The sequence below is a fragment of the Paraburkholderia azotifigens genome (assembly GCF_007995085.1).
In the GTDB taxonomy this organism is placed as follows: domain Bacteria; phylum Pseudomonadota; class Gammaproteobacteria; order Burkholderiales; family Burkholderiaceae; genus Paraburkholderia; species Paraburkholderia azotifigens.
This window is the reverse complement of record NZ_VOQS01000003.1, coordinates 1,722,621-1,744,553: the sequence shown is the minus strand read 5'-3', so window position 1 is coordinate 1,744,553 and position 21,933 is coordinate 1,722,621. Positions and strand designations below refer to the sequence as shown.

The following is a 21,933-nucleotide window of genomic DNA, read 5'->3' as shown; positions in this document are numbered from 1 at the left end:
CGAAATGGTTTTAGCGCGCCTGTCCCTCGCGACGAGTCACGCCACGGAAACTGCCGAATCTGGTCTTTCACGAACCGGTTTCAACAAATCAAGCTGGAAATACTGATAGCAATACGCGATGTCTCGACGTTGCGCTACAAACACTCTCACAGCGAACGGATATGAGCATAGCACGCAATATTCAAATTAAAAGGCTTGCTCTCATGACGGCGCAATTGAAAGAAGAGACTCGCAAAAAGCAATAGAAATGTCTATTTCTAAGCACCTGAAAAAAACGCAAGACGCGCATGTCTGTTCTTTTTTTTGAGTACATTTCTCAACAAAGAATCGTGCCTGTTCTGTTGCTGACAAAATCTGCATCAATCGACGGCATTGCAATCAGTAAACGATTCAGCTTGTTGAAATTGAAAGAAAACCATTTAAACGCGCAGCAAGGTAAACCCTCATATAAGTTTTGTCGCCTGATGTGCGATACCTAAAGCGTTGCTTTTCGCAGTGTTACGGTGAATAACTGCTCCTTCCCGGTCATGCCAGATAAAGGCGTGCCGATAGTCGGATCCGCAATCCGGTTTCCCCTGCCGCAAACGAACTACACGTATCGCACATCGGGTATCGAATCCGCACAGCACGACGCTGTGCTCATCATGCGGGGTGACATGTGACACACATTGAAAGCGTACGCACGGCCGATAACATCGGCGGCGTTGCGTTACCGGACCTGTGGCAACGGCGCACATGTCTGAATCGTGACGAAATGGCCTTGATCTACACGGTCGTGCGACGCGCGTTGCAGGGATACCATCCTTTCGAATTGCAGGCACTAGGCGAAGACAAGGAAGAACTCATTTCGCAGTTCATCTACTTCAAGGTCTTCCGCTTCGAAGCCACGCATCCGCATCCGGAAGCGTTCCCATTGCATAGCGCGCCGTCGAACGGTCACGCAGTATGCGCGTATTTCCGACGTTATCTGATCGACTGCCTGCGCAATGCGGCCCATCAGCGCAATGTCTCGTTCGACGATGAAAATGTACTGGCAGAAGTCGAGCAGCAAACGGCCATGCAAAGCGATCCCGTGGGTTCGGTGCTGATCCAGTACGGACTCGACGAACAAACCGTGCGTGAGTCCGCGGCGCACTTCATCGCGGGTCTCGACGAATCCGACTGGCTGCTGCTGGCGGGCACCCTCGGCTGGCTATCGAACGAACAGGGAGGCCTGTCGCAGATTGCCGCTCGCTATCAGATTGCGTCGTATCACTATCGCGCCCGCAAGCTCGGCGTCACGCTGAAAAAAGGCTCACTGCCCGCCGATTTCGCTTCGACGAGCATCGGTGAATGGATTACGCGCACGCTCGGCATCGATATTGCAGCGGAGAATCGTGTCGCGATCCTGATCGTGCTGGGCATCCTCTCCGAGCAATCGCAAGCGCCTTCGATCGAGCCCGACCCGGCCGGAGACTTACCGTGCAACTTGCCACAGCAAGCCTGAGCGATCGTGGCGGCCGGCAGCGCAACGAGGACGCAGTCGGATACTGGTCGAGCGAACGTCTTTACTATTGCGTGGTCGCCGACGGCGCGGGCGGACACGGCGGCGGCGATACGGCATCGACGATCGTCGTCGACAGCGTCCTCGCGGATCTTCGCTATCTGACCGTCGCCGAGTTGCCCCCGACGGGCGAGCGGCTCGTCAGTGCAATCCGCCACGCGAACGCGAACATTCTGGAAGAGCAGGCACGCGGCGACGACGCAGTGAAAGACATGCGCTCGACCGTCGTGCTGCTCGCGATCGACTGCGAACTGCGCACGGCGGCGTGGGCCCACTGCGGCGATTCGCGACTCTACTGTTTTCGTGACGGACAGATCAGCGTGCAGACGCGCGACCATAGCCTCGTTCAGGATATGGTCGACGCGCGTCTGATCCAACCCGGCGACGTGCGCCGGCATCCGCGGCGCAACCTGCTGCTCGCCGCGCTGGGCACGCCCGGCGAGCTGGCCATCGATGGCTCCGACGGCAAGTTCGGTCTGCTCGATCGTGATGCGTTCCTGCTTTGCAGCGATGGACTGTGGGAATACGTCGACGAAACATGTATGCGCGACGCACTTGACGAAGCCGCAACACCCGATGCATGGCTTGGCGCACTCGCTGCGCGCGTGCGCGTCACCGCACCGGCCAGCCACGACAACTTCAGCGCGATGGCGGTATGGATCGTCGATCCGGAAGACTCGCAGCCGACGGTGCGGCAAGTCGCGCCTTCCTGAGCGCGCTGCATGCCTGAACCGTGCCCGTTGCTAGAAGTCACCGCACCCGTGTTGACCGTTCAGCAACATGCAACTGTTCAGATTCGGTTGCGAACGCACGCGCTTCCATTCGACAGCAAGGATGTCCTGCGTGTCGCCCGGCGCCGCGGTGGTGAAGAGCGGTTGATTCGAACCGATACAGATGTTGGTGCCTTGCAGGTTGTTCTCGTAGACGAAGGTTTGCTCCTGGTTGCTAAAGAACTGTTGCAGGCCGGCTTGGGCAACAGGGTCGATCAACGGTGTCACGGTCAGCGTGCCCGGCACTTCGATCACGATATAGCCGACGTTCGACGCGAAATCCGGAACGATCGGGTACTGCCCAGGCGGAGAATTGCGGTTGGCGGATGACGTCAGCGTGCCCGTCAGCGCGCCGGCGGCGGTGTCGCCGTTGATCAGTCCGCTGGCGGTGAACGTGAAGACGGGACCGGGTGCGCCTGCAATGCGCGTCTTGCCATCGGCGGTCACCGTCACGGTCGGCCTTGCGATATAGACGTAGTGATTGCCTGTGGCGGGCACCGTGCCGCCCCAACTGCAGCCCGCTCCGAACGCGCAGCCATAGAAGTTCGGCTGTGCAGTGTTCGGCTGCACGTTGCCGCGCGTCTCGCCCACCCACGTGCTCGCCCAGATCCGCCATCCGTTGCCGGCAGCGATCGCGCCGGAACTCGCCGAGTTGAACAGCCCGCTTTCCATCACCAGATCGATCGAGCCGCCTGCGCTCAGGCTGGCGTTCGGACCAGCCAGCCCGATATTGCCCGTTGCGGCTTGTGCAATGAGGTTGCCCGTCAACGTCGAGTGAGTGCCGTCGAGCGTGGTCAACTGGCTCGTGTCGGTATTGAATGTCTGGCCGATCACGGGGCCGATGACGAATCCGTGCGAGTCCGTAAAGTTCACATTGCCCGCATTGACCATCGCCAGCACGCCGACGTCGTTTTGCGGATCGGTCAACGTGAAGGTGCCGGGGCCCGAAAGCAGCAGGCTCGCCGCCTGGATGCCGCCAGGGTCGGTGACGGGACCGCCGGACACGAGTGCGAGCGTATGGCCGGTCGTCGAGAGGCCAAATGGAAGCACGATGCCCTGACTGCCCGATCCCGGATTGGACAGCGTGAGGTTGTTCGACAGACCCGGGCGTGTCAGCACGCAGACCTCGCTGGCCGACGAGCACACACCGTTCACGGTGATCAGTCCCGTCTGCGTGGTCGAACCCAGCACGATGGTTGGAACCGAAGCGAACGTCGAAAACGTTGCGGCATCGATACTCAGACCGCCGCCCGCGCCGAACAGCGTAATTGGCGTGGCGTTCTGCGCCACGATTGCGAACGTGTTCGGATCGACCGTTGCCGGCATGATCGACAACACGCCGCCCGGCGACGACAACGTCGAATTGCCGATGAACAGGCTGGTGGTCGTGCCATCATTCGCCGCGCGCAACGCAATGGAACCGGCTTGCGCTGTCGAGACCGTCGGGCCGGCCAGCAGCGCCGCGCCAAGCATCGCAGTTCCTCCGCTGGAGGACGGCGGCACGCCGATCGCGAGACCGGGATCTGCCGTATTGGTCGAACCGGCAATCTGGATCGCCCCCGTTTGCCCCGTTACCTTGACGTCGCCGCTGGCGATCAGCACGCCGATGTCGCCCTGCAGATTCGGGCTCGTGCCGCCCGTGGGTCCGCTCACGGCGCCGCGGATATCGATCAGACCGCCGTTGCTCGAGACGATCTGCGAGCCACCGGTGATTTCGACGCCATTGGTAAACGGCCCGGTGCCGCTGCCATAGATGGCCAAGGTGCCACTGCCCGTCGTCAGGTTGGAAGTGTCGAGCATGACGCCCGTGCTGAATCCGCCGCCACTGGCGATGCCCGTCAGCGTCATCGCGCCGGCGCCGCTGTTGAGCTGACTGTTGAAGATATTGATGCCGACGTCTTCCGTCTGCGTCGTCGTGCCGGTGAGCGAAAGCGCGCCGCCTGCGGTATCGATCGTCGAGTTGTTGATGACGACCGTGCTCGACCCGGCCCCGGCCGCGTTGACCGTGAGGCTGCCGCCATGGGTCGTCACGCTCGTATTGCTGATCGAGACAGGGCTGAAGGGATTCGTGCCGGCAACATTCGCATTGAGCACGATATCGAGTGGCCCCGACGTCGACGTGATCTGTTGCCCGTTATCGGTGATCGAGCCCAGCGCGGTCATCGTCAGAACGGGGACGCTGGTCGGGTTCGCGGGTGTCGCTGCGACGATCGGTGCCTGAATGTTGATGTCGCCCAGTGCCAGGTGGGTGGGTGACGAGCCGACCGTCGTAATGATCACGGAGACGCCCAGATTCAACTGGTCGGTGATCCTGGTATTGACCACCACGCTGTCCGTGCCCGCAGGCGTGAAAATGGCAGGCGAGCCATTGCCCGGCGGCGTTTCGGTCGCGGGTGTTCCCGAGGCCGCCGCCACGATCGCGATGTTGTCTGGATCGAGCTTCCACGTGCCGCCTTTCCCCTTGGGCGCGGAAGCGTCGATGTGCGCCTGGGTAACGTCGAGATAGCGGCCCGAGGTTTCGATCAGGCCGCCGTTGCCGCCCTGCGCGCCGCCCGTGGCCGAGATCGAGCCATAGATCCGGCTCGCCGTGTCGCTGAATACGACCACATTTCCGCCTGGGCCATCGATCAGCGCGTCGGCCTGAATGCTCGCAGTCGGCGACATCCACACGGCGTTGGCGTTGCGAATGGCCGGGTCCTGCCCGGCTGCGCCGCCGCCGAAGCGCACCGTGCCGCCGCCCGCCGCACCGCTGGCATCGACGCGCGCACCGTCAGCGAGCGCAAGGTTGTAGCCCGTCACGTCGATGCGGCCGCCCGTCAGGCCCGTGCCGCCCGTTGCGTCGAGCGTGCCGCCGACTGTCGCGATGCCGCTCGTGCCACCGTCGAGCACGATATGCCCGTTGCGCTCGGCGACGCTTTGCGCACGCACGATGCCCTGCTGGTTGATCACGGAACCCGCCAGCGCATCGGCCGTCTGCGCGCTCATCACCACCAGCCCGCCATCTGCGGCGAGCGTGCCCGTGTTGCCGATCAGCGCATTGGCCGCGCCCTGGTTGATCTTCAGTGTGGTCAGCCCGTCGCCCGCGAAGTCCAGCGTGATGTCGTTGCCCGCACCCAGCACGACCGTGCCGAGGCGCGCGCTCACCGTACCGGCATTGCTCACGCTGCCGCCGAGCAGTGCAATCGTGCCTCCTGTCCCCGCCGTCAGCGTGCCGGCGTTGCTGACGGGCGCGACGGACGTGCCGACGAAACGATAGTTGCCTGCAAGAAAATCGGCGTTCGAAATATTGAGCGTCGATGCGATCAGCGAGCCGACATTCACCGATGAACCCGCAGTAAAGAGCACGCCGGCGGGGTTGACGAGAAACACTCTGCCATTGGCCTGCAGCCGCCCCGCGATCACGCTCGGATCGTTGCCCGTCACACGGTTGAGCAGCGCCGCGCTGGCCGACGGCTGCGCAATCGTCACGCCTTCGTGCGAACCGATCGAGAAGGTGTTCCAGTTGACGATCGCGTTGGGCGTCTTCTGCGTGATGTTCATCTGCCCGGCAGCAGGCGTATCGACGCTGACCGTGCCCGACACCACCTGCGCACCCGTCGGATTCGCCAGCAGCGACGACATGTAGAAACCGGCAAGCAACGGCGCCGCCGCACAGACCATCAAGCCGGCAACCCGCCACGGCACACAGCATGGTTTGTTCATGGCAAACCTCCGCGCCGGGCAGCGCCCGGCTCAACGACCACTCAGTCGTCCCGCTCGCGCAAGGTCGAGGGCAACTAGAACGTCTTGGTCAACTGCACATAAAAGCGCGGCACCTTGTCGTCGCCCGTCGTATCCGATCCCGTCGTGCGCCAGGCGACCGTGCCCTGAAGCGCGATGCCGCCCGGCCCCACCCAGTACGCGCCGAAGCCGACGCCGCTTCGCGTGATCATGTTCGGCCCCTGCTCCGGCCGCGAGTTGGCGTTGTACCAGCCGGTGCCGAAGTCGAAGAAGCCGAACACCGTCGCCTTCGCATTGATTGCATAACGCCCTTCGACCGTCGCGACGAAGCCCTCGTCGACGAGTCCTTCCGACGTCGAGTACGCGCGCACCGCATGCGGGCCGCCCAGCAGAAAGCGCGACGAGCTGTCGAGTGTCGTGGCGGCCCACTGGCCCGATATGCCCGCGAATACGCTGAAGCGCTCCGTCACCGCATTCAGGCGGTTCGCGAAGAACGTCGCGCGCATCTCGGTGCCCTGCGTATTGCGTCCGAACGCGGACGTATCCAGTTCCTCGGCGGCCGCATTCCTGAAATGCAGGCTGCCAATCAGCAACTCCACATCCGCGCTATTGAAGCCGCCGCCCAGCAGCGCGTCGCGGCTCTCGTAGCTGAGACCGACGCTCCCTTCGATCAGCGAGCGCGGATTGTGCAGGTCCACCGCGCCGATGTTGTCGATGAGATCGCGATATTCCAGGTTCGCGCGGGCCAGCAGGTTCTGGTTGCGGGTACGCAGCAGCGGATGCGTCACCGTCAGATCGACGACGGTCGCTTCGCCCTGCGCGTCGAGGGGCGCGAATTCCTTGCCGAGCGCATAGTTGAGCCGCGACAGCGCGACGCCCACACGCGTGCCGTACGCGTTCACGGGCGCCTCGTAGCCGATGCGGCCATACACGGTATCGAGCCGCTCGCTGGCCAGCAGACGCAGGTCCAGGTTGTCGCCGATCATGAACGGCGAATTGAGACGCGCGAGCGCACCCAGACGCCACGTCCCGCTTTCGGGCGCGCCGTAATTGTCGAAGTCGATCGCAAACGTCCAGCGTTTGGCAGGCGCGATGCTGATGGTCAGATCGACCGTGCCCGGCTCCTCGCCCATTTCGATGGCCGAGGTCACGACGATGCCCGGCAAGTCCGACAGCAGCAGCATCGTGCGTTCGAGATCGTGCTGCTGCAGCGGCTGGCCTGTCGGAATCTGCGCGACGCGCGCACGCAGCACGTCTTCGCGGATCGGCGTGCCCGCCGCGATATCGAGCCGCACATGGCCGACGCGTCCTTCGAGCACGGTGAATTCGACCGTGCCCGCGCTCACGTCCTGCTGCGGAATCACGACCTGGGCGAGCAGATAGCCGCGCGCGCGATAGACCTGCGTGACCTTCGCAGCGATCGTTTCGAGATCGGCGAATCCGATCTGCTTGCCGACCTGGTCGCGCACGGGCGCAAGCAGTTGATCGGCAGGAATCGTGTCGTTGCCCCTGAACGTGATGCCCTTCAGCACGAACGTCGGCCCGGGTGCCGTCACGGGCGGCGCGCCCGGCTGCGGCACGGCGGGTAGCGACTGGCCGCCGCCGGGCGGCGCAGGACGCGTATCGCGCGGTGCGGTTTGCTGAAGGATGCTGCCGGCATTCGGCAGCGTCTGGCCCCACGCGATCGTCCCGCTGCAGGCTAGCGCCGCCGCAATGAGTCTGAGTCGGTTCATTGTTCTTCTCAGCGCGCGATGCTCAGGCGCCAGCCTCCCATCAAGTCGAATGGTGCCCAGAAGAACGGATGGGCGAAGCGTGGGTTCTGCATCACAGCGAGTTGCGCGGTGCGCATCGCATCGATGGCTTGATGGCCATCGGCCAGTTGCGCGTAAAACGTGCGCATCGTCAGCGCGCTCGATTCGTCGGCCACGGGCCACATCGACACGATCAGGCTCGTCGCGCCCGCATAGAAGAACGCGCGCGTGAAGCCGAGAATCTCGTCGCCGCGTGCAATGCGGCCGAGGCCTGTCTCGCACGCCGACAGCGTGACGAGCGAGACGTCGTTCAGCTTCAGGTTGTAGATATCTTTCGCAAGCAGCGAGTCGGGACCATCGGCCGGTTGCGTCGCGGGCGCGAGCAGGATGCGCGAATGCAACGGGTCGATCGTGTCGGCCTCCGCGTGCGTGGCGACATGCAGCACTCGCCCCGTGGGCGCATTTTCGCGGAAGCTCACGCGGGTCGCGCTGGATTGCAGAAAAATTTCCTGCCGTGCGAATAACGGCGCAATGCCTCGCACCTCCGCCTCGGCGCCTGGCAATGCATACGCGGGCGCGATCGTCGGATTGCCGAATGCGACCAGATTGCTCGCCACCTGCCGCTCGCGCGATTCCAGTTGCACCGCGACACTCGCCGAAGGCTCCAGCGCGATGGCGTGGCGCTGGATCAGGAAGCCATCCGGGCCGTGCAACGCCTGGAACGGCAGATAGTGCAGCGCGCCATGCGGAACGATGATCAGGCGGTCGTCGGCGCGCAAGCCGAGTGGCGCAATCAGCAGCGCATGGAGCTTGTCGCCATAGGTAATCGCGGCAGGCCGGCGGCGCACGATCGCGTTGCGGAAATCGGTGACGGCCGCATCCATGTCCGCACGGGCGATTGGCAGCGTATAGCCCTTCAGCCCTTCGTTGCGGATCACCCATACGATGATCGACTTCTCCAGGCTGTGATATTCGACGAGTGTTTCGTTCGGCTTCAGTGCGTTGCGCACCACGTCGAGACCCGGCACATTGCCGTTCAGTTGCCGGTCGTCCACGCCCGCGTCCACGCGGTTGCGCACGACATCGAGCAGCGCCCGCGCGCGGCTGCGCTCGGACAGGCTCCAGGCCGACGCATAGTCGCCTACTTCGACCGTCAGCGTGATCGCCATTTCGAACACGGACTGCGTGTCGCCGAAGAGGCCCGTCTTGAACTCTTCGCTATGAAAGCGTGCGCGGATCTTCTCCGAATCGTCCACGGCTTGCAGATAGGCTTCGCGCGCCCTCGCCCTCTGACCCAGCGCCAGATCGGTGCGCCCAATGCCTTCGTGCGCCCACAAGCGGTCGTAGTTCGCGTCGCTGCCGCCGCTCTCCGACAGCAGCGTGGTGAACGCGAGCAGCGCGTTCTCGGGCTTGCCTTCGGCCAGCAGGAGATTGCCTTCGATGCGCCGGTACTCCGGCGCGAGGTCCGCACTCGGCGCGGGACTCGCGGCATCGAACGTCTTGCGCGCGCCGGCCGTGTCGCCAGCAGCGACCTGTGCGTTCGTCACCGACAGCAGCACCAGCGGACGATAGCGCGGCGAGGCCGTTTCGAGCGCACGGTTGTAGGCATCCAGCGCATCCTGCGGATGGCCGCGGCGCAGCGCGATATCGCCAAGCACCTTGTTGGCGGGCGCAAACACCTGTTCCGGCGCTTTCGGCGTCGAGGCCAGCGCTTCATTGGCATAGCGTTCGGCGTCTTCGAGATCGCCGGCATAGCTGTACGCGATGGCGAGATCGCGTTTCGACAGCGCGGCCAGATCGGCGTTGTCGGTGCGCTGCGCCATCACCAGCGCGCGAGCCGCCGCCTGGACGCTGTCGCGGAAGTCGCCGCGCTCGGCCGCCGATACCGCCATGCTGCAATAGTCGTAGGCAGGCAGCGTAACGCGATCGCGCGACAGCAGTAGTCGCCCTTCGGAGGTCAATGACTGCAGCGTTTCGGCATCGCGTTCGCGCTCGGCCGCCTGTCGAAAGCCGGCCGATTCGGGCGCGAGACCGGGCGCGGCGCCGCTTGGAGGTGTGGCTGCCGTGGCCGCGAATACGCGCTGGCCTGGGCCGAACATTGCACAGAAGACGAGCGCAAGGATACCCGCCATGCGCAAGCCGACGAGCGACGCGCGATGCGGGCGCGGCGCGCCGCATTGCACTTTACGGGCCGCGGCGCGTGCAATGCAGGACATCGGGAATCTTATGCGTTCGTTCACATCGTCTTCCTGCTGGCGGTCAATCGACGCGACCGGAGAGCCGTTGTGACTGCGAGGACGTGCGCGCCAGCGCGAGCGTCGCTGGAAATGCCAGAAACCCTACATAGTTAAACGAATGTGAACGCGTCATTTTGAAATCGTCAGTGCGCGCCAGACGCATCGGCACGGTCCCGCAAGCGGGCGATTGCTTCAAAAACGATCGGCTGATTCGTCTATTAGGTACACGCGTGCGCGTGAGGACGGTGCATGCTCGTTCGCAGCGCCGCGCGACTGGACTTTCCTGTGGATCGCGTCCTGATGACCAGCCACGACGACAAGACGGTAATCGTGTCCACCGAGCCCGACAGCCGGTCGGTCCCGGCCGACCCGGCCGGTGCGGAGAACGCCGATAACGGCGACAACGCGACCATCATGCCGACGTCGGCTGCAGGAACCGAGTCGCACCACGCGCTGCCGATCGGCACCCGGGTCGCAGAGTTCGAAATCAAAGGATTGATCGGCGAAGGCGGCTTCGGCATTGTCTATCTCGCGTACGACACGCAATTGGGCCGCAACGTCGCGCTCAAGGAATACATGCCATCCGCGCTGGCCTCGCGCGGCAGCCGCGCCGAAGTCACGGTGCGATCCGAGCGTCACGAAGAGACCTTCCGCGCGGGCCTGAAAAGCTTCGTCAATGAAGCGCGGCTGCTTGCGCAGTTCGATCATCATTCGCTCGTCAAGGTCTATCGCTTCTGGGAAGCAAACCGCACGGCCTATATGGTGATGCCGTATTACGAAGGCGTGACGCTGCGCGATGCGCTGCGCGTGAAGCAGGCGCCGCCCGACGAAGCCTGGCTGCGCACGCTGCTGACGTCGCTCATCAGCGCACTCGATGTCATGCACCGCGCACAGTGCTACCACCGCGACATTGCGCCGGACAACATACTTTTGCTGAAAGACAGCGGGCGTCCCTTGCTGCTCGACTTCGGTGCGGCGAGACGCGTGATCGGCGACATGACGCAGGCGCTGACCGTGATCCTCAAACCCGGCTACGCGCCCGTCGAGCAGTATGCGGAAATCGATTCGATGAGACAGGGGCCGTGGACCGACATCTATGCGCTCGCTGCCGTGATTTATTTCGCGATCGTCGGCAAGACTCCGCCGCCCTCAGTCAGCCGGATGATGAGCGACAGCTACGTGCCGCTCGCGACGCAAGCCGCCGGCCGCTATTCGGCAACCTTCCTGAAGGCAATCGATCACGCGCTCGCTGTAAAACCCGAAGAGCGGCCGCAGAACGTGCGGTCGCTTGCGGCAGAATTGGGCCTCGCCCTGGGCGGCCAGGATGGTGCGAATGACGAGGCCGTCGCATCGGCGTCGCTGCGTGCGGCCACGCATGCCGCGCAGGGTGACATGGCTGCGTCCGGGACAGGCAGCGTGCCTCGTTCCGGCACGGCAGCACCCGACGACCCGGCCGCGTCCGTCCCTCGTGCCCCGGCATCCTCCGGGCCGGCGAGCGCAGCGCCCGCAACGCGGGGGCGCGCCACGGCCATAGGAGTTGGCGCGATCATCGTCGTCGGATTGGCGGCGCTCGGTGGCTGGTTTGCGTTACGGCCTGCGGCGCCGACTCCGCCGCCCGTCACCGCCACGGCCACGGCCAAGACCGGAGACCATCCGCAGGCGTCCGGCGTGGAGCACGCGCAGACCGGGTCCCCGACCGCGCCTCCTGCGTCACAAGCGGCCGGCGCCGCCATGCAGGCGCCATCGGCAAGCGGCCTTGCAAGCGGGCTCGCAAGCGCCCCCGCGAGCGCGGCCGCGAACCCCGTAGCGAACATCGCGCCATCCGTTGCACCCGCGCTACCGCCTTACTCGCCCGACCTTGAGCTTGACCGGATCGTCGGTCTCGCCGATCCGTCGATCCGCGTGACGGCGAACTCCCGCAGCAATACCGCGCGGATCGGCAAGGATCATCTGCAATTCCGTGTCGGCAGCAATCGTGCGGGATACGTGTACGTGTTCATGGTTGATCCCGCCGGCCAATATCTGATGCTGTTTCCGAATGGGCTCGACAAGAACAATGCGATCGCCGCAGGCCAGACGCTGTCGTTGCCGCGCGCGAACTGGCCGATGATGGCGGGCGCGCCGGCCGGCCCGAACCATTTTCTCGTCATGGTCTCGTCAGCGCCGCGCGACTTTTCAGGCGGCGGGCTCCGCAACGAGTCGGTGTTCGCAGATTTCCCGGCAGAGGCGCAGCGCGCCGCCGCGATCGACCGCACCGTCAGCTCTTCGCCGTTTGCTGGCAAGCCGCGCTGCGCGGCAAGCGCGCCTCAATGTCCGGAAACGTTCGGCGCGTCAACTTTCACAATCGACGTTGTCGGTCCGTCGACGTAGCGGACAAACACGCTGTCCGCGCATCGGCGACCAGGAGGCGGCATGCACAACGTAGCCTGGAAGCTCGTTCTGGTTGTGGCGCTCGCCGGTTGCGCAGGCAGCCAACCTGCATCGACGACGACCTTCGGGCCAGCGAGCGGACTGCCAGCACTGGCGTCATCTCAACGGGCAGCGCAAGCGACGCCACCGATGTCCGCGCCTGCCGCGCCAACGCCATCCGCGCAGATCGACACTGCCCGCGTCACGTCAGCGACGGAAGCCGCGTCTCCCGCATCCGCTGCAATTGCGAGCAACAGCGTTGCCTTCGCGACGCGTCACGCGTATTACTCGTCAGCGCGCTTCGCCGATCTGCCAGGCTGGAACACCGACGACCTCAGTGGCTCGTGGGACGCCTTCCGGCGCAGCTGCTCGGTGCTCGGCTCGCGAGCCGGCTGGTCGGACCCGTGCACGGCGCTGCGCTCGGTCGATGCAAGCAATGCCGCCGCTATTCGCCAGTTCTTCGAGGCGTACTTCAACGCCTACCAGATCCGCAATACAGACAAGAGCGGGAACGGCACGCTGACTGGCTATTACGAGCCGCTGCTCAACGGAAGCCAGCAATATGGCGGCGCCTTCCTCTATCCCATCTATGGCACGCCCGACGACATGTTGTATCTCGATGCCCGACGCTTGCCGGACAGCGCGCACGGGTCGGCAAGCGCGGCGCGCATCGAAGGCCGAGCGGTCGTTCCCGTCGCCGACGTCACGCCGGGCAGTGTGAAAGGTGTCTACGTTCTCGACCTGCGCGACAGCGTGCCGGACATACGCGACAAAAAGATCCGTCTGCGGCTCGATCACGAACGCATCGTGCCGTACTACGCGCGCGCGGAGATCGAGCGCGGCGCGCTCAAGGCGCCCATTCTCGCGTATGTCGACGACCCCGTCATGCTGTACTCGATGCAGGTGCAAGGCGCAGGCAAGGTGCGCATGCGTGATGGCACGGTGCGCCGCTTCGCTTACGCAGAACAGAACGGCCGGCCATTCCTGCCGCCCGTCGCGCGCGCGAATGGAGGTGGGCAGCGGATCACCGTGCGCGGCATCGATGTCGAGATCGACGTTCAGGACGAGTCGCCGGCGGGCAACGCCGGAGATGCCGTCGGCGGTGTCCCGTCCGCACACTCGCAGGACGACGATGAACCGGTGTCGCCGTTGCTGCGCGGCTTCAAACTCGCTTCAGCGACACCGCCAAGCGGCGACTCCGCGGCACCCGCCGTGCGTCCCGCTTCCACCGGGAGCCTGGCAGGCGCGACGTCGAATGGATCTGTCGCTTCGAAACCGGCCAACACCGGTGCGGGGACGGGAGGCGCGCAGACCGGCAACACGCCCGTCAAGCGCGTGTTCGCCATATCGGACCCCAGCTATGTGTTCTTCAGGTTGATTCCCGACTCGCCGAATGGCCCTGTCGGCGCGCTGGGCGTGCCGTTATCGGCGGGCCGCTCCGTGGCCGTCGATCCGCGCACCACGCCGCTCGGCGCGCCCGTGTTCGTCTCGACGCTCGACGATCCGCAAGCCCCCGGCGCAATCGACCGGCTGATGATGGCGCAAGATTCCGGCGGTGCGATTCGGGGCGCAGTGAGGGCGGACTATTTCTATGGTTTCGGCCAGAGCGCGCAGACTCAGGCGAGCCGAACGAAGGAACGCATACGGATGTGGGTGCTATTGCCGAAAGGGCTGCCCATCTCTGCGAGAGATGCGGCGCTGAAAACGCGTGGCGGCGGCGCAGCGGCGCCGAGTGCCGATTGCGTCGTTAGCGATCCCGATTTGTGCGTCGACGATACGCCTTGAGGTCGCGTAGGTTTGATTGGACCCTGAGATGATTTTGCCCGACATGTTCGCTGCCTGTGGGCGCCACCTGCGCTTACCCATGATGAATCCAATAGCAACAAGCGCAACACCATAGTCACATTCTTTCCAACAGGGGGGTAATGCAATGCCAAGCACTGTGTTTCTGCAAGCAGCACAAGCCAGGGCCAGTCTGATCGAGAACAAGTTCGTGAAAGCGAAGTTCGATCGGGAAAAAAAGACATTCGTGCGCGATGGTGAGGATCTCTCTAAAACGAACTACATCGATGGCTACGCCGCCATTGTGACTTTCCTTTGCGACCGTGAGCGATTCACGGCAAGTCTGAGAAAGGTTTCGCAATCGCTCTGGATCGAGTACCTCTCCTGCGATAAGAATGAACACAACAAGTTCACTAAGGCAATGGGCGTAGTGGCCCGCAGACACGGGTTCACGTTCCAGAACCAGTTGCACGTCAACACAGACCGCGCACGCAACAACGCACCGATCGGCATCGTACTCGTCGCCGGCGATCCTCTGCTCGGCACGCACGTACGCAACAAGGTTTTCTTTAAGGACAGCATGGACTCACGCCATGGCGAGCACAGCCACAGCCTTCAGTGGCTTGCGATCGCCGAATCGGGCGTGGTAGGGGATCAGACGGCCGAATTCTATGCCAACACAGTCAACTTCAGATGCAAACCCAAAGGCATCGACGACCTGTCGGTCACGATGTGGCAATGGGTCGTGGACTGCTTTCCATCCGACATGAAGAAATTCGCGACCGAGACCTTGAACAACGGCGAAACGCTGGAGTCGGAATCGTTCCGTGCACCCCAGTGTCTGATGGACTATCTGTTGATGGGTGATCGCCGGCCGTTTGCTGATCACTTTCTTTCAACCTATCTCTACTGGCGCTACAAGAACCGTAACTGGCTAGCCGAGCAGACGGCCTACAGCGATACAGACGGGGAGATGTATAACAAGGTTACGGACATACAGACGACCGGAATTGCTACGCATAACACCGAGCAATGGCAAAACGCCGCGGCGTGGACGCCCGGGAAAACAGCAGATGACAAGGTAGTCAGGTACAAGCGAAATCCCGGCTACGTAAAGCCGCCCGCAGTGAAGGGGGCCCGCGAGGTCAGATTTCACAACATTTCCGGACGACTCTACGACTCCTATGCGAAATAGGCCGCCGCAAAGCGCGGGGCGAGCGCAGGACCGATCTTCGACACTGCGGATGCTTGCCAGCGGTGGACACGCAAATCCGCTAGTAAAGATACTCGGCGGGGATCAGAGTATCTTCATCGTATCCGCTGCGGTGCTCGTCTTTTGAATTGCAAACGGGGTCGAAGATCCAGATCAGCTCACCCTCGATCTCTCTCGCAACCACGCAGCCCGCCCAACGCACATAGAGTGCGTTGGGCGCTTCCCGATACATCTTGTTTAGCAGTTCAAGTCCAGCGTGCCTGCTGGGTTTGCCACCGGGTCGAGCGAATCTACGAAAATACACATCCAGACGCCGCTGAAGCGTTTGTCGCGCACCATCCGCCTTTCCGACATAGAGGACATTGCCGGCAGATAGAGGCTGGTCATTGGTCGAAAAAATATAGATGCCCGCGCCGAGCGGAATGACATCCCGCTTGACCAGGTTCGCGACAAAATGCGTGACAGGAATGGGCGGGGCACGCCATGTCAATTGCGAGAACCAGATAGGCATCGATGTCACGCGGGGCCCCTTGGATTCATAGCTGCGGCTCTTCTGGCTGCTTCAGCGGCACATCGAATAGCACTCGTCGCACACCCGGGCAACCTTTACTCCAGCAGTATTCCCGCCCCAACGGGACAGCCGGTTCTTGACCGGCGCCTGCGAACTCGAGCATTGTTCGCAGAAAATCCGGCCGCAGTTGCGGCAATGGTGCTTGCGGAACGTCATTGAGAATGCGCGCTTGCAGCTTGTGCAGCGAGTCGCCTTGCTGTCGTCAATCCACTTCGCCGTGGTTTTCGGCGTGAGCGTCTTCCCGATGATCACGGCCGGACCGTACACCTCCTGCGTGGTTTGCCGCTCGAGAATGATGCCTTCAGATTTGAGCTTGCCCTGGTAGTATTCGAAGCCAAGCAAATCGCCGAGCGCGGCGTTCATCGCAAGGTTGGCCTCCGTGAAGCGGCGCGCATGGTCCGGGAAGCGGGACTCCCAGAAGTCGAGCTCCTGGTCGGTGTTTACTACGTTGCCGTAGATATCCGCCAGCTTGTAGTCGAGGCGCATGGGTTCGTTTGTTACGTCAGTGTCGGGCGTCGTACTGGTCAATGCAACGCTGAGCAGCTTATGTCCCATCTTGGTGACGTCGCGGGTCAGTATCAGGAATACGGTATCTCCGCTCACCACGAAGTGAATCGAGAAGGTGTAGTTGCTCGGGGTATAAAGCCACCACTCCATATAGTCGCTCGACGAAGGACCGATCATCGCCTTTGCGCCCATCTTGTTGAGGTACGGGTGCGTATGACAGTCGCCCACGTATTCGTAATGCTTGCACTCTTTGGATGTGAGCATATTGACGGCGGTGCCATTCTTCAGCCCCACGAAAGTGGGGCCTGGCAGAAGCTGGGTGTTGCGCCAGTAGAGGTTTGTCCGCGCTGCTCGGCTATACGCTCAGACTAGAAAGCGGCTGGCGCGATGGCAAGGCGAACCGCAACATTTGGCAAGACACCCCGGCTGCGCAAAGCGAGCCGAGGTTCGTGCCCGCATTTCGCGCGGGCAACTGCCTGCACATCCTGCGCGCACGAATGCGACGATCGAACCCTCTTATCTAAACACTGTGTGAATTCGCCAGGAGCTAGCAGATTCGCTGTATCAGCAAATCGTTTCTTCGTAAGGCGCATGCATATTTGAAGAACGCATCCTATACTCGTCCACGGGATCATCACGTTGCAAGCGCATCTATCGGAATTTAAGGCACTTCGAAGATAAGAAAGCATTGCGGTAAGGTCTAAGGAAAAACAATGGCTCTCCTCCGCCTGTTTTCGAAATTGCGACCGGCGTTCGCAATTGGCGCCCATACTTCAGCATTGCTGTTCGCGCTCGCGTTATCGGCGTGTGGCGGTTCTTCATCGAGCGAGCCTTCGTACATATCCTCTTCCCGTGCGCAGATCAATCAGCTGCTCGTCACGACGTTGACGCCGGGTGCCGTGGTGTACGTGCAATCGCCGCAGGGCGACTGGCTCGAATCGTTCGGCACCGCGCAGCGAGGCACCAGCATGCCGATTCCGACCAACGCGCACTTCCGCGTCGGCAGCGTGACGAAGACATGGACGGGCACCGTCATCCTGCAACTGATCCAGGAAGGCAAGCTGAATCTGAGCGATCCCGTCAGCAAGTTCGTGCCGAACGTCCCCAACGGCGATGCCATCACGATCCAGCAATTGCTGGCGATGCGAAGCGGTCTCTACAACTACACGAGAGATCCCGGTTTTAACCAGACACTCGATTCGCAGCCAGACAAGATATGGACGACTGCCGAAATGCTGGCGATCGCGTTCAATCATCCCGTCGATTTCGCGCCAGACACCTCGTTCGGTTATTCGAACACGAACACGGTGCTGCTCGGTATGATCATCGAGCAGATCACGGGCATGAGCGCCGCCGCGGCGATTCAGGCGCGGCTGTTCGCGCCGCTTGGCACCACCGAAACCTATCTGCCCGCGCAGACAGATACATCGCTCCCTGCGCCGTCGCCGCACAGCTATCTGTGGGGCACAAATGCGGAGACGGCGACGACGCCCGCGCTCTCGCCTGCGCGGCAGGCGGCTGCGCGAAATGGCACGCTGCAACCGACTGACGTGACGAACGCGAGCCCATCGTGGGGCTGGACGGCCGGCTCGGGCATCTCGACCATCAAGGAACTGGCCGCGTTCGCGCAACGCATGGTCGGAGGCGGCTATCTGGATGCCGAATTGCAGGCGAAGCGGCTCTCCACCTGCACGCCGCTCACGCCATCCAACCCGAACTCGCCGGGCTATTGCCTCGGTATCGCGAAGTTCGGCACGTTCTACGGACACAACGGCCAGATCAACGGATTTAACACGTTCATGGTGTACGACCCAACGACAAAAACAACGGTCGTCACATGGGCGACAACGGCGGACACACCTGATGGTCAGGCGCCCGCCGACGCGATCGCACGAATCGTGATCAACGAACTGGGCAAGTCGGTTGAAATCATCGACGAAGACCAGCCATAACCCCGCATTGCCATTCGCATTCGGTAAATCGAGTCGGGAGACCTCTGGGATGAACGCGAGAATCGATCGTCAACGCTCACGCCTGAGCGTGATTGCACTCACATTGATGCTGGCATCGTGTGGCGGTTCGGACCATCCGGACACGGCGGTGCCCGACGCGATCACGCAGATCATGCAAAAACCGGCCTACGCCAATGCGATCTGGGCAATGCAGGTCGTCGATCTCGATACAGGGCGCGTGATTTACGATCTCAATTCGGGTTCGCAGGTCTATATCGCCTCCGTGCGCAAGCTCTTTTCGACCGGCAACGCGCTGGACGTGCTCGGTGCCAGATCCACGCATGTGACGCCCGTGTACAAGCAGGGCAACGTCGACGCGAACGGCGTGCTCACCGGCAACCTGATCATGGTGGCGAGCGGCGACCTGACGATGGGCGGCCGAGCGAATCCCGACGGCACGATAGCGATCAGCGCATTCGATCACAACGAAGCCGACGGGCTCGGCAACGCAATCCTGACGGCGCCAGACCCGTTGGCGGGATTCAACGCGCTGGCCGCGCAGGTGGCGGCAGCGGGCATCAAGACCGTCAGCGGCGATGTCGTCATCGACGACCGCCTTTTCGACGCCTTCCCGTTCCGTGAGGAGGAAGGGTTCAACGTCACGCCGATGCTGGTCAACGACGATGTGGTCGATATCTCGTTCAGTTCGAGCGCGGATGGTGCTGTGCTTCCGTTCAACTATCGACCGGTCTCCGCGGCCTTCTCGGTGCAGTCGACGCTCAAGACGGATTCGACGACGAGCGGCTTCAAGGTCGAACTCACACCTGATCCCTCGCAGAATCTGGTGCCGGTGTGTTTCGGAACGGCGAACTGTTCCGGCGCGGTGAGCGGCACGGTGCCTACCGTCGAACAGCCTCCGCTGACAAACGCCTATCCGCTCGTTCGTACGTTCCGGGTCAGCGCGCCATCGACCTACGCACGCACGGTGTTCATTGAAGCGCTCGCGCGGGCCGGCGTCACAGTGACGGCGGCAGCCGTCGGGCCGAATGAGCTGGCTACGCTACCTGCACAAGGCTCGTATTCGAGCGCGCAGCAAGTGGCGCAACTCACGTCCGCGCCCTACGCGCAAGACATCCGCTTCGTGAACAAGGTCAGCTACAACATCGGTGCGGACGTGACGCTCATGCTTTACGGGCTCGCGAAAAGCGGCTCACGGACGATGGCCGCATCGCTTGCGACGGAACAGCAGGAACTGTCGTCTACGTTCAACATAGCACCCAGCCAGTATCACTTCGAAGACGGCAGCGGCGGCGGCGAGACCACAGCGAACGCGAAGGCCGTCATCGCGTTGCTGCGCGGCATGCGTCTGATGCCAGACTACGCGGCTTACGTCGATTCGCTACCCTTCCTGGGCGTAGACGGATCGCTGACGACCGTCACCGACTTCGAAGCGGACCCGACGCTCGCGGGCGCGAAAGGCAAGGTGTACGCGAAGACGGGCACCTATGTCGGCTTGAGTTCGACAACGCCGGTCGTGCCGCAACTCAAGGGGCAGGCGCTCGCCGGATATATTGACGCAAAGAGCGGCCATCGTCTTGCGTTCTTCGTGACGGTGAACAACGTCGCGTTCGAAGGCTTCCCGACCGTACTGAACGCGTTTCAGGACGAAGGCATGATTGCCGCGCAGATCTGGAAGCTGCAATGAAGCGCGCACCACTCGCGGCGGCTCTGGCGCTGATTGCGTGCTGCGCGTTGGTTGCAGGTTGCGGCAGCAGCGGTTCGGACGATCCCATCGCGGCGATCATGAAAAAGCCGCGGTATACGAACGCGAAATCACAATGGTCGATGGTCGTGATGGATGCGAACACGGGGCAGATGCTCGATTCGCTGAATCCCGATCTGCTTGTACTGACGGCATCGGTACGCAAACTCTATTCGGTGGCGACTGCGCTCAACGTGGTCGGCGCCGGTCACCGCTTCGTCACGCCCGTCTATAGCGCGGGCACGGTCGACGCATCCGGCACACTGACGGGCAATCTCATCCTGAAGGCATCGGGCGATCTCACCTTCGGCGGACGGCAAAAGCCCGACGGCACCGTCGATTTCACCGATTTCGACCACAACGACGCACGCGGCTTCGGCGGCGCGCTGCTTACGCCTGAAGACCCGCTGACCGCGTTGAACGATCTGGCGCAGCAGGTGAGAGCATCGGGCATTACGTCGGTGAACGGCGATGTGATCGTCGACGACCGTCTGTTCGATTCGTTCCGCGTGCCGAATGGCAACGTGCTGATCTCACCGATCGTCATCAACGAAAACGTGATCGACGTGACGCTCGTACCGGGCGCCTCCGTTGGCGCGGCGGGCGTGCTCGACTGGCGGCCGCGCACCAGCGCAATGACGATGCAAGGCACGTCGGTGACGACGGCAACAAACAGCGCTGCCGACGTCATGGTGTCGGGCGATGCGCTGAACGAGGCGCCGCTTTCGTGTCTCGCCGCGCCTGGCTGCAAGGGCACGTTGTCGAGCGCCACGAGTCTCGCGGTTCCCGCGACGATTCCGGTGGGCTTCGTATCGCCGCTCGTCGGCAATGGCGAATACGTGAGTATCTTGCGGGTCGAAGATCCGCCATCGTTCGCACGCACGGCCTTCATCGATGCACTGACGCGCGCGGGCGTCAGCGTGTCGGCTCCTGCCGTGCAGCGGAACCAGACGGCCGCGCTTGCGCCGACCCAGGACTATGCGGGCTCGACGCAAGTCGCGAGCTATACATCGATGCCGTACTCGGAATTCGCGAAGCTCGTGCTGAAGGTCAGCCTGAACACCGGCGCAAACTTGAGCCTGATGTATCAGGGACTCGCGCAAGGAGTACGCACCGTCAACGATGCTCTCGCCACAGAGCGCAAATATTTGACGGGCACGCTTGGCCTGGACGGCGCGAGCTTCAGCTTCCCGACCAACGGCAGCGGCACGCCCGACAGTCAGGCGACCGCTCGCACGACGGCGACGCTACTCGCTGTGATGAGCCGCTTGCCCGTTTATCCCGTTTATCACGATGCGCTTTCGATTCTCGGTGTCGATGGATCGTTGGCGGCCGTCGGCAAGAATGTCGTCGGAAAGGAGCACATCTACGTGAAGAGCGGCGCCACCATCAACGCTAACAACGAAATGGTCGCGATGAACATGGCGGGGTACATCGATGCGAAAAGCGGCCGGCGGCTCGCGTACGCACTGTTCGTCAACGATGCAGGGCCGCTGACTGCGCTTTCCGATACGCTCGAAGTGTTTGACGACGAGGCTATGATACTTGGCGATATCTACGCAAAGTACTAGCTGCTACAGGGCGCTGTTATCAGCTGTTGGCTTGCAGACGGTCTGTGAATCTGGATGCTTCGCTGAAGTACTCATTGTATCTATCCGCTGAATCCCGGACCTGAAGCGGAGCGAAAGGCATCCGGAACTTCGTCGATACGCGACA

Annotated in this window: 13 protein-coding genes; 8 read left to right on the top strand and 5 right to left on the bottom strand. The window is 62.6% G+C overall.

The genetic code is table 11. The features are described from left to right. Positions 1–754: 754 nt before the first annotated feature. Both FRZ40_RS24985 and FRZ40_RS24980 read left to right on the top strand, forming a co-directional pair. Positions 755–1,486, top strand: coding sequence for a hypothetical protein (locus tag FRZ40_RS24985; protein WP_147235927.1), 732 nt, complete (start codon positions 755–757; stop codon positions 1,484–1,486). Next, positions 1,462–2,256, top strand: a complete 795-nt coding sequence (locus tag FRZ40_RS24980; RefSeq protein WP_147235926.1) for a PP2C family protein-serine/threonine phosphatase — start codon at positions 1,462–1,464, stop codon at positions 2,254–2,256. Before FRZ40_RS24985 ends, FRZ40_RS24980 begins: the two co-directional genes overlap by 25 nt. 30 nt (positions 2,257–2,286) lie before the next feature. Here FRZ40_RS24980 and FRZ40_RS24975 read toward each other — a convergent pair whose 3' ends face one another. The 3 genes from FRZ40_RS24975 to FRZ40_RS24965 all read right to left on the bottom strand — a co-directional run bounded on the left by FRZ40_RS24975 (position 2,287) and on the right by FRZ40_RS24965 (position 10,000). Further along, on the bottom strand, positions 2,287–6,015 hold the full coding sequence (locus FRZ40_RS24975; RefSeq protein ID WP_147235925.1) for a beta strand repeat-containing protein: 3,729 nt from the start codon (positions 6,013–6,015) through the stop codon (positions 2,287–2,289). Between the two features lie 74 nt (positions 6,016–6,089). After that, positions 6,090–7,766 carry a ShlB/FhaC/HecB family hemolysin secretion/activation protein gene (locus tag FRZ40_RS24970; protein WP_147235924.1) on the bottom strand — a complete coding sequence of 559 codons (1,677 nt, stop codon included), beginning with the start codon at positions 7,764–7,766 and terminating at the stop codon, positions 6,090–6,092. Between the two features lie 8 nt (positions 7,767–7,774). Next, on the bottom strand, positions 7,775–10,000 hold the full coding sequence (locus tag FRZ40_RS24965) for a CHAT domain-containing protein (protein WP_240057270.1): 2,226 nt from the start codon (positions 9,998–10,000) through the stop codon (positions 7,775–7,777). 321 nt (positions 10,001–10,321) lie between these two features. Between FRZ40_RS24965 and FRZ40_RS24960 the strand changes: the two genes are divergently transcribed. From FRZ40_RS24960 to FRZ40_RS24950, 3 genes are all read left to right on the top strand, one after another. Then, entirely contained in the window at positions 10,322–12,391 is a 2,070-nt protein-coding gene (locus tag FRZ40_RS24960) for a serine/threonine-protein kinase (protein ID WP_240057269.1), read from the top strand. A 42-nt stretch (positions 12,392–12,433) separates the two neighbouring features. Further along, positions 12,434–14,215 carry an MltA domain-containing protein gene (locus FRZ40_RS24955; RefSeq protein WP_147235922.1) on the top strand — a complete coding sequence of 594 codons (1,782 nt, stop codon included), beginning with the start codon at positions 12,434–12,436 and terminating at the stop codon, positions 14,213–14,215. A 208-nt stretch (positions 14,216–14,423) separates the two neighbouring features. Then, complete coding sequence (locus FRZ40_RS24950; protein ID WP_147235921.1) at positions 14,424–15,407, top strand: LirA/MavJ family T4SS effector; 984 nt, start codon at positions 14,424–14,426, stop codon at positions 15,405–15,407. A gap of 79 nt (positions 15,408–15,486) precedes the next feature. Here FRZ40_RS24950 and FRZ40_RS24945 read toward each other — a convergent pair whose 3' ends face one another. Together FRZ40_RS24945 and FRZ40_RS24940 are read right to left on the bottom strand one after the other, a co-directional pair. Next, a complete protein-coding gene (locus FRZ40_RS24945; protein ID WP_147235920.1) occupies positions 15,487–15,945 on the bottom strand; it encodes a hypothetical protein in 459 nt (152 codons plus the stop codon). Positions 15,946–15,987: 42 nt separating this feature from the next. Next, positions 15,988–16,797: an FYVE zinc finger domain-containing protein gene (locus tag FRZ40_RS24940; protein WP_035543417.1), complete on the bottom strand. Its 810-nt coding sequence runs from the start codon at positions 16,795–16,797 to the stop codon at positions 15,988–15,990. 419 nt (positions 16,798–17,216) lie between these two features. On the opposite strand from FRZ40_RS24940, the gene FRZ40_RS24935 reads away from it, so the two are divergent. From FRZ40_RS24935 to FRZ40_RS24925, 3 genes are read left to right on the top strand one after another with little or no spacing between them, the layout of a single operon-like run. After that, entirely contained in the window at positions 17,217–18,455 is a 1,239-nt protein-coding gene (locus tag FRZ40_RS24935) for a serine hydrolase domain-containing protein (RefSeq protein WP_147235919.1), read from the top strand. Between the two features lie 49 nt (positions 18,456–18,504). Then, positions 18,505–20,160, top strand: a complete 1,656-nt coding sequence (locus tag FRZ40_RS24930; protein ID WP_147235918.1) for a D-alanyl-D-alanine carboxypeptidase/D-alanyl-D-alanine-endopeptidase — start codon at positions 18,505–18,507, stop codon at positions 20,158–20,160. Next, positions 20,157–21,788: a D-alanyl-D-alanine carboxypeptidase/D-alanyl-D-alanine-endopeptidase gene (locus tag FRZ40_RS24925; RefSeq protein ID WP_147235917.1), complete on the top strand. Its 1,632-nt coding sequence runs from the start codon at positions 20,157–20,159 to the stop codon at positions 21,786–21,788. Before FRZ40_RS24930 ends, FRZ40_RS24925 begins: the two co-directional genes overlap by 4 nt. Positions 21,789–21,933 lie beyond the last annotated feature (145 nt).

Coding starts and splice junctions, on each gene's coding strand:
- FRZ40_RS24970 (WP_147235924.1), bottom strand. CDS start 7,766: ATGAACCGACTCAGACTCATTGCGGCGGCGCTAGCCTGCAGCGGGACG.
- FRZ40_RS24935 (WP_147235919.1), top strand. CDS start 17,217: ATGGCTCTCCTCCGCCTGTTTTCGAAATTGCGACCGGCGTTCGCAATT.
- FRZ40_RS24955 (WP_147235922.1), top strand. CDS start 12,434: ATGCACAACGTAGCCTGGAAGCTCGTTCTGGTTGTGGCGCTCGCCGGT.
- FRZ40_RS24985 (WP_147235927.1), top strand. CDS start 755: ATGGCCTTGATCTACACGGTCGTGCGACGCGCGTTGCAGGGATACCAT.
- FRZ40_RS24960 (WP_240057269.1), top strand. CDS start 10,322: ATGACCAGCCACGACGACAAGACGGTAATCGTGTCCACCGAGCCCGAC.
- FRZ40_RS24930 (WP_147235918.1), top strand. CDS start 18,505: ATGAACGCGAGAATCGATCGTCAACGCTCACGCCTGAGCGTGATTGCA.
- FRZ40_RS24965 (WP_240057270.1), bottom strand. CDS start 10,000: ATGTCCTGCATTGCACGCGCCGCGGCCCGTAAAGTGCAATGCGGCGCG.
- FRZ40_RS24975 (WP_147235925.1), bottom strand. CDS start 6,015: ATGAACAAACCATGCTGTGTGCCGTGGCGGGTTGCCGGCTTGATGGTC.
- FRZ40_RS24925 (WP_147235917.1), top strand. CDS start 20,157: ATGAAGCGCGCACCACTCGCGGCGGCTCTGGCGCTGATTGCGTGCTGC.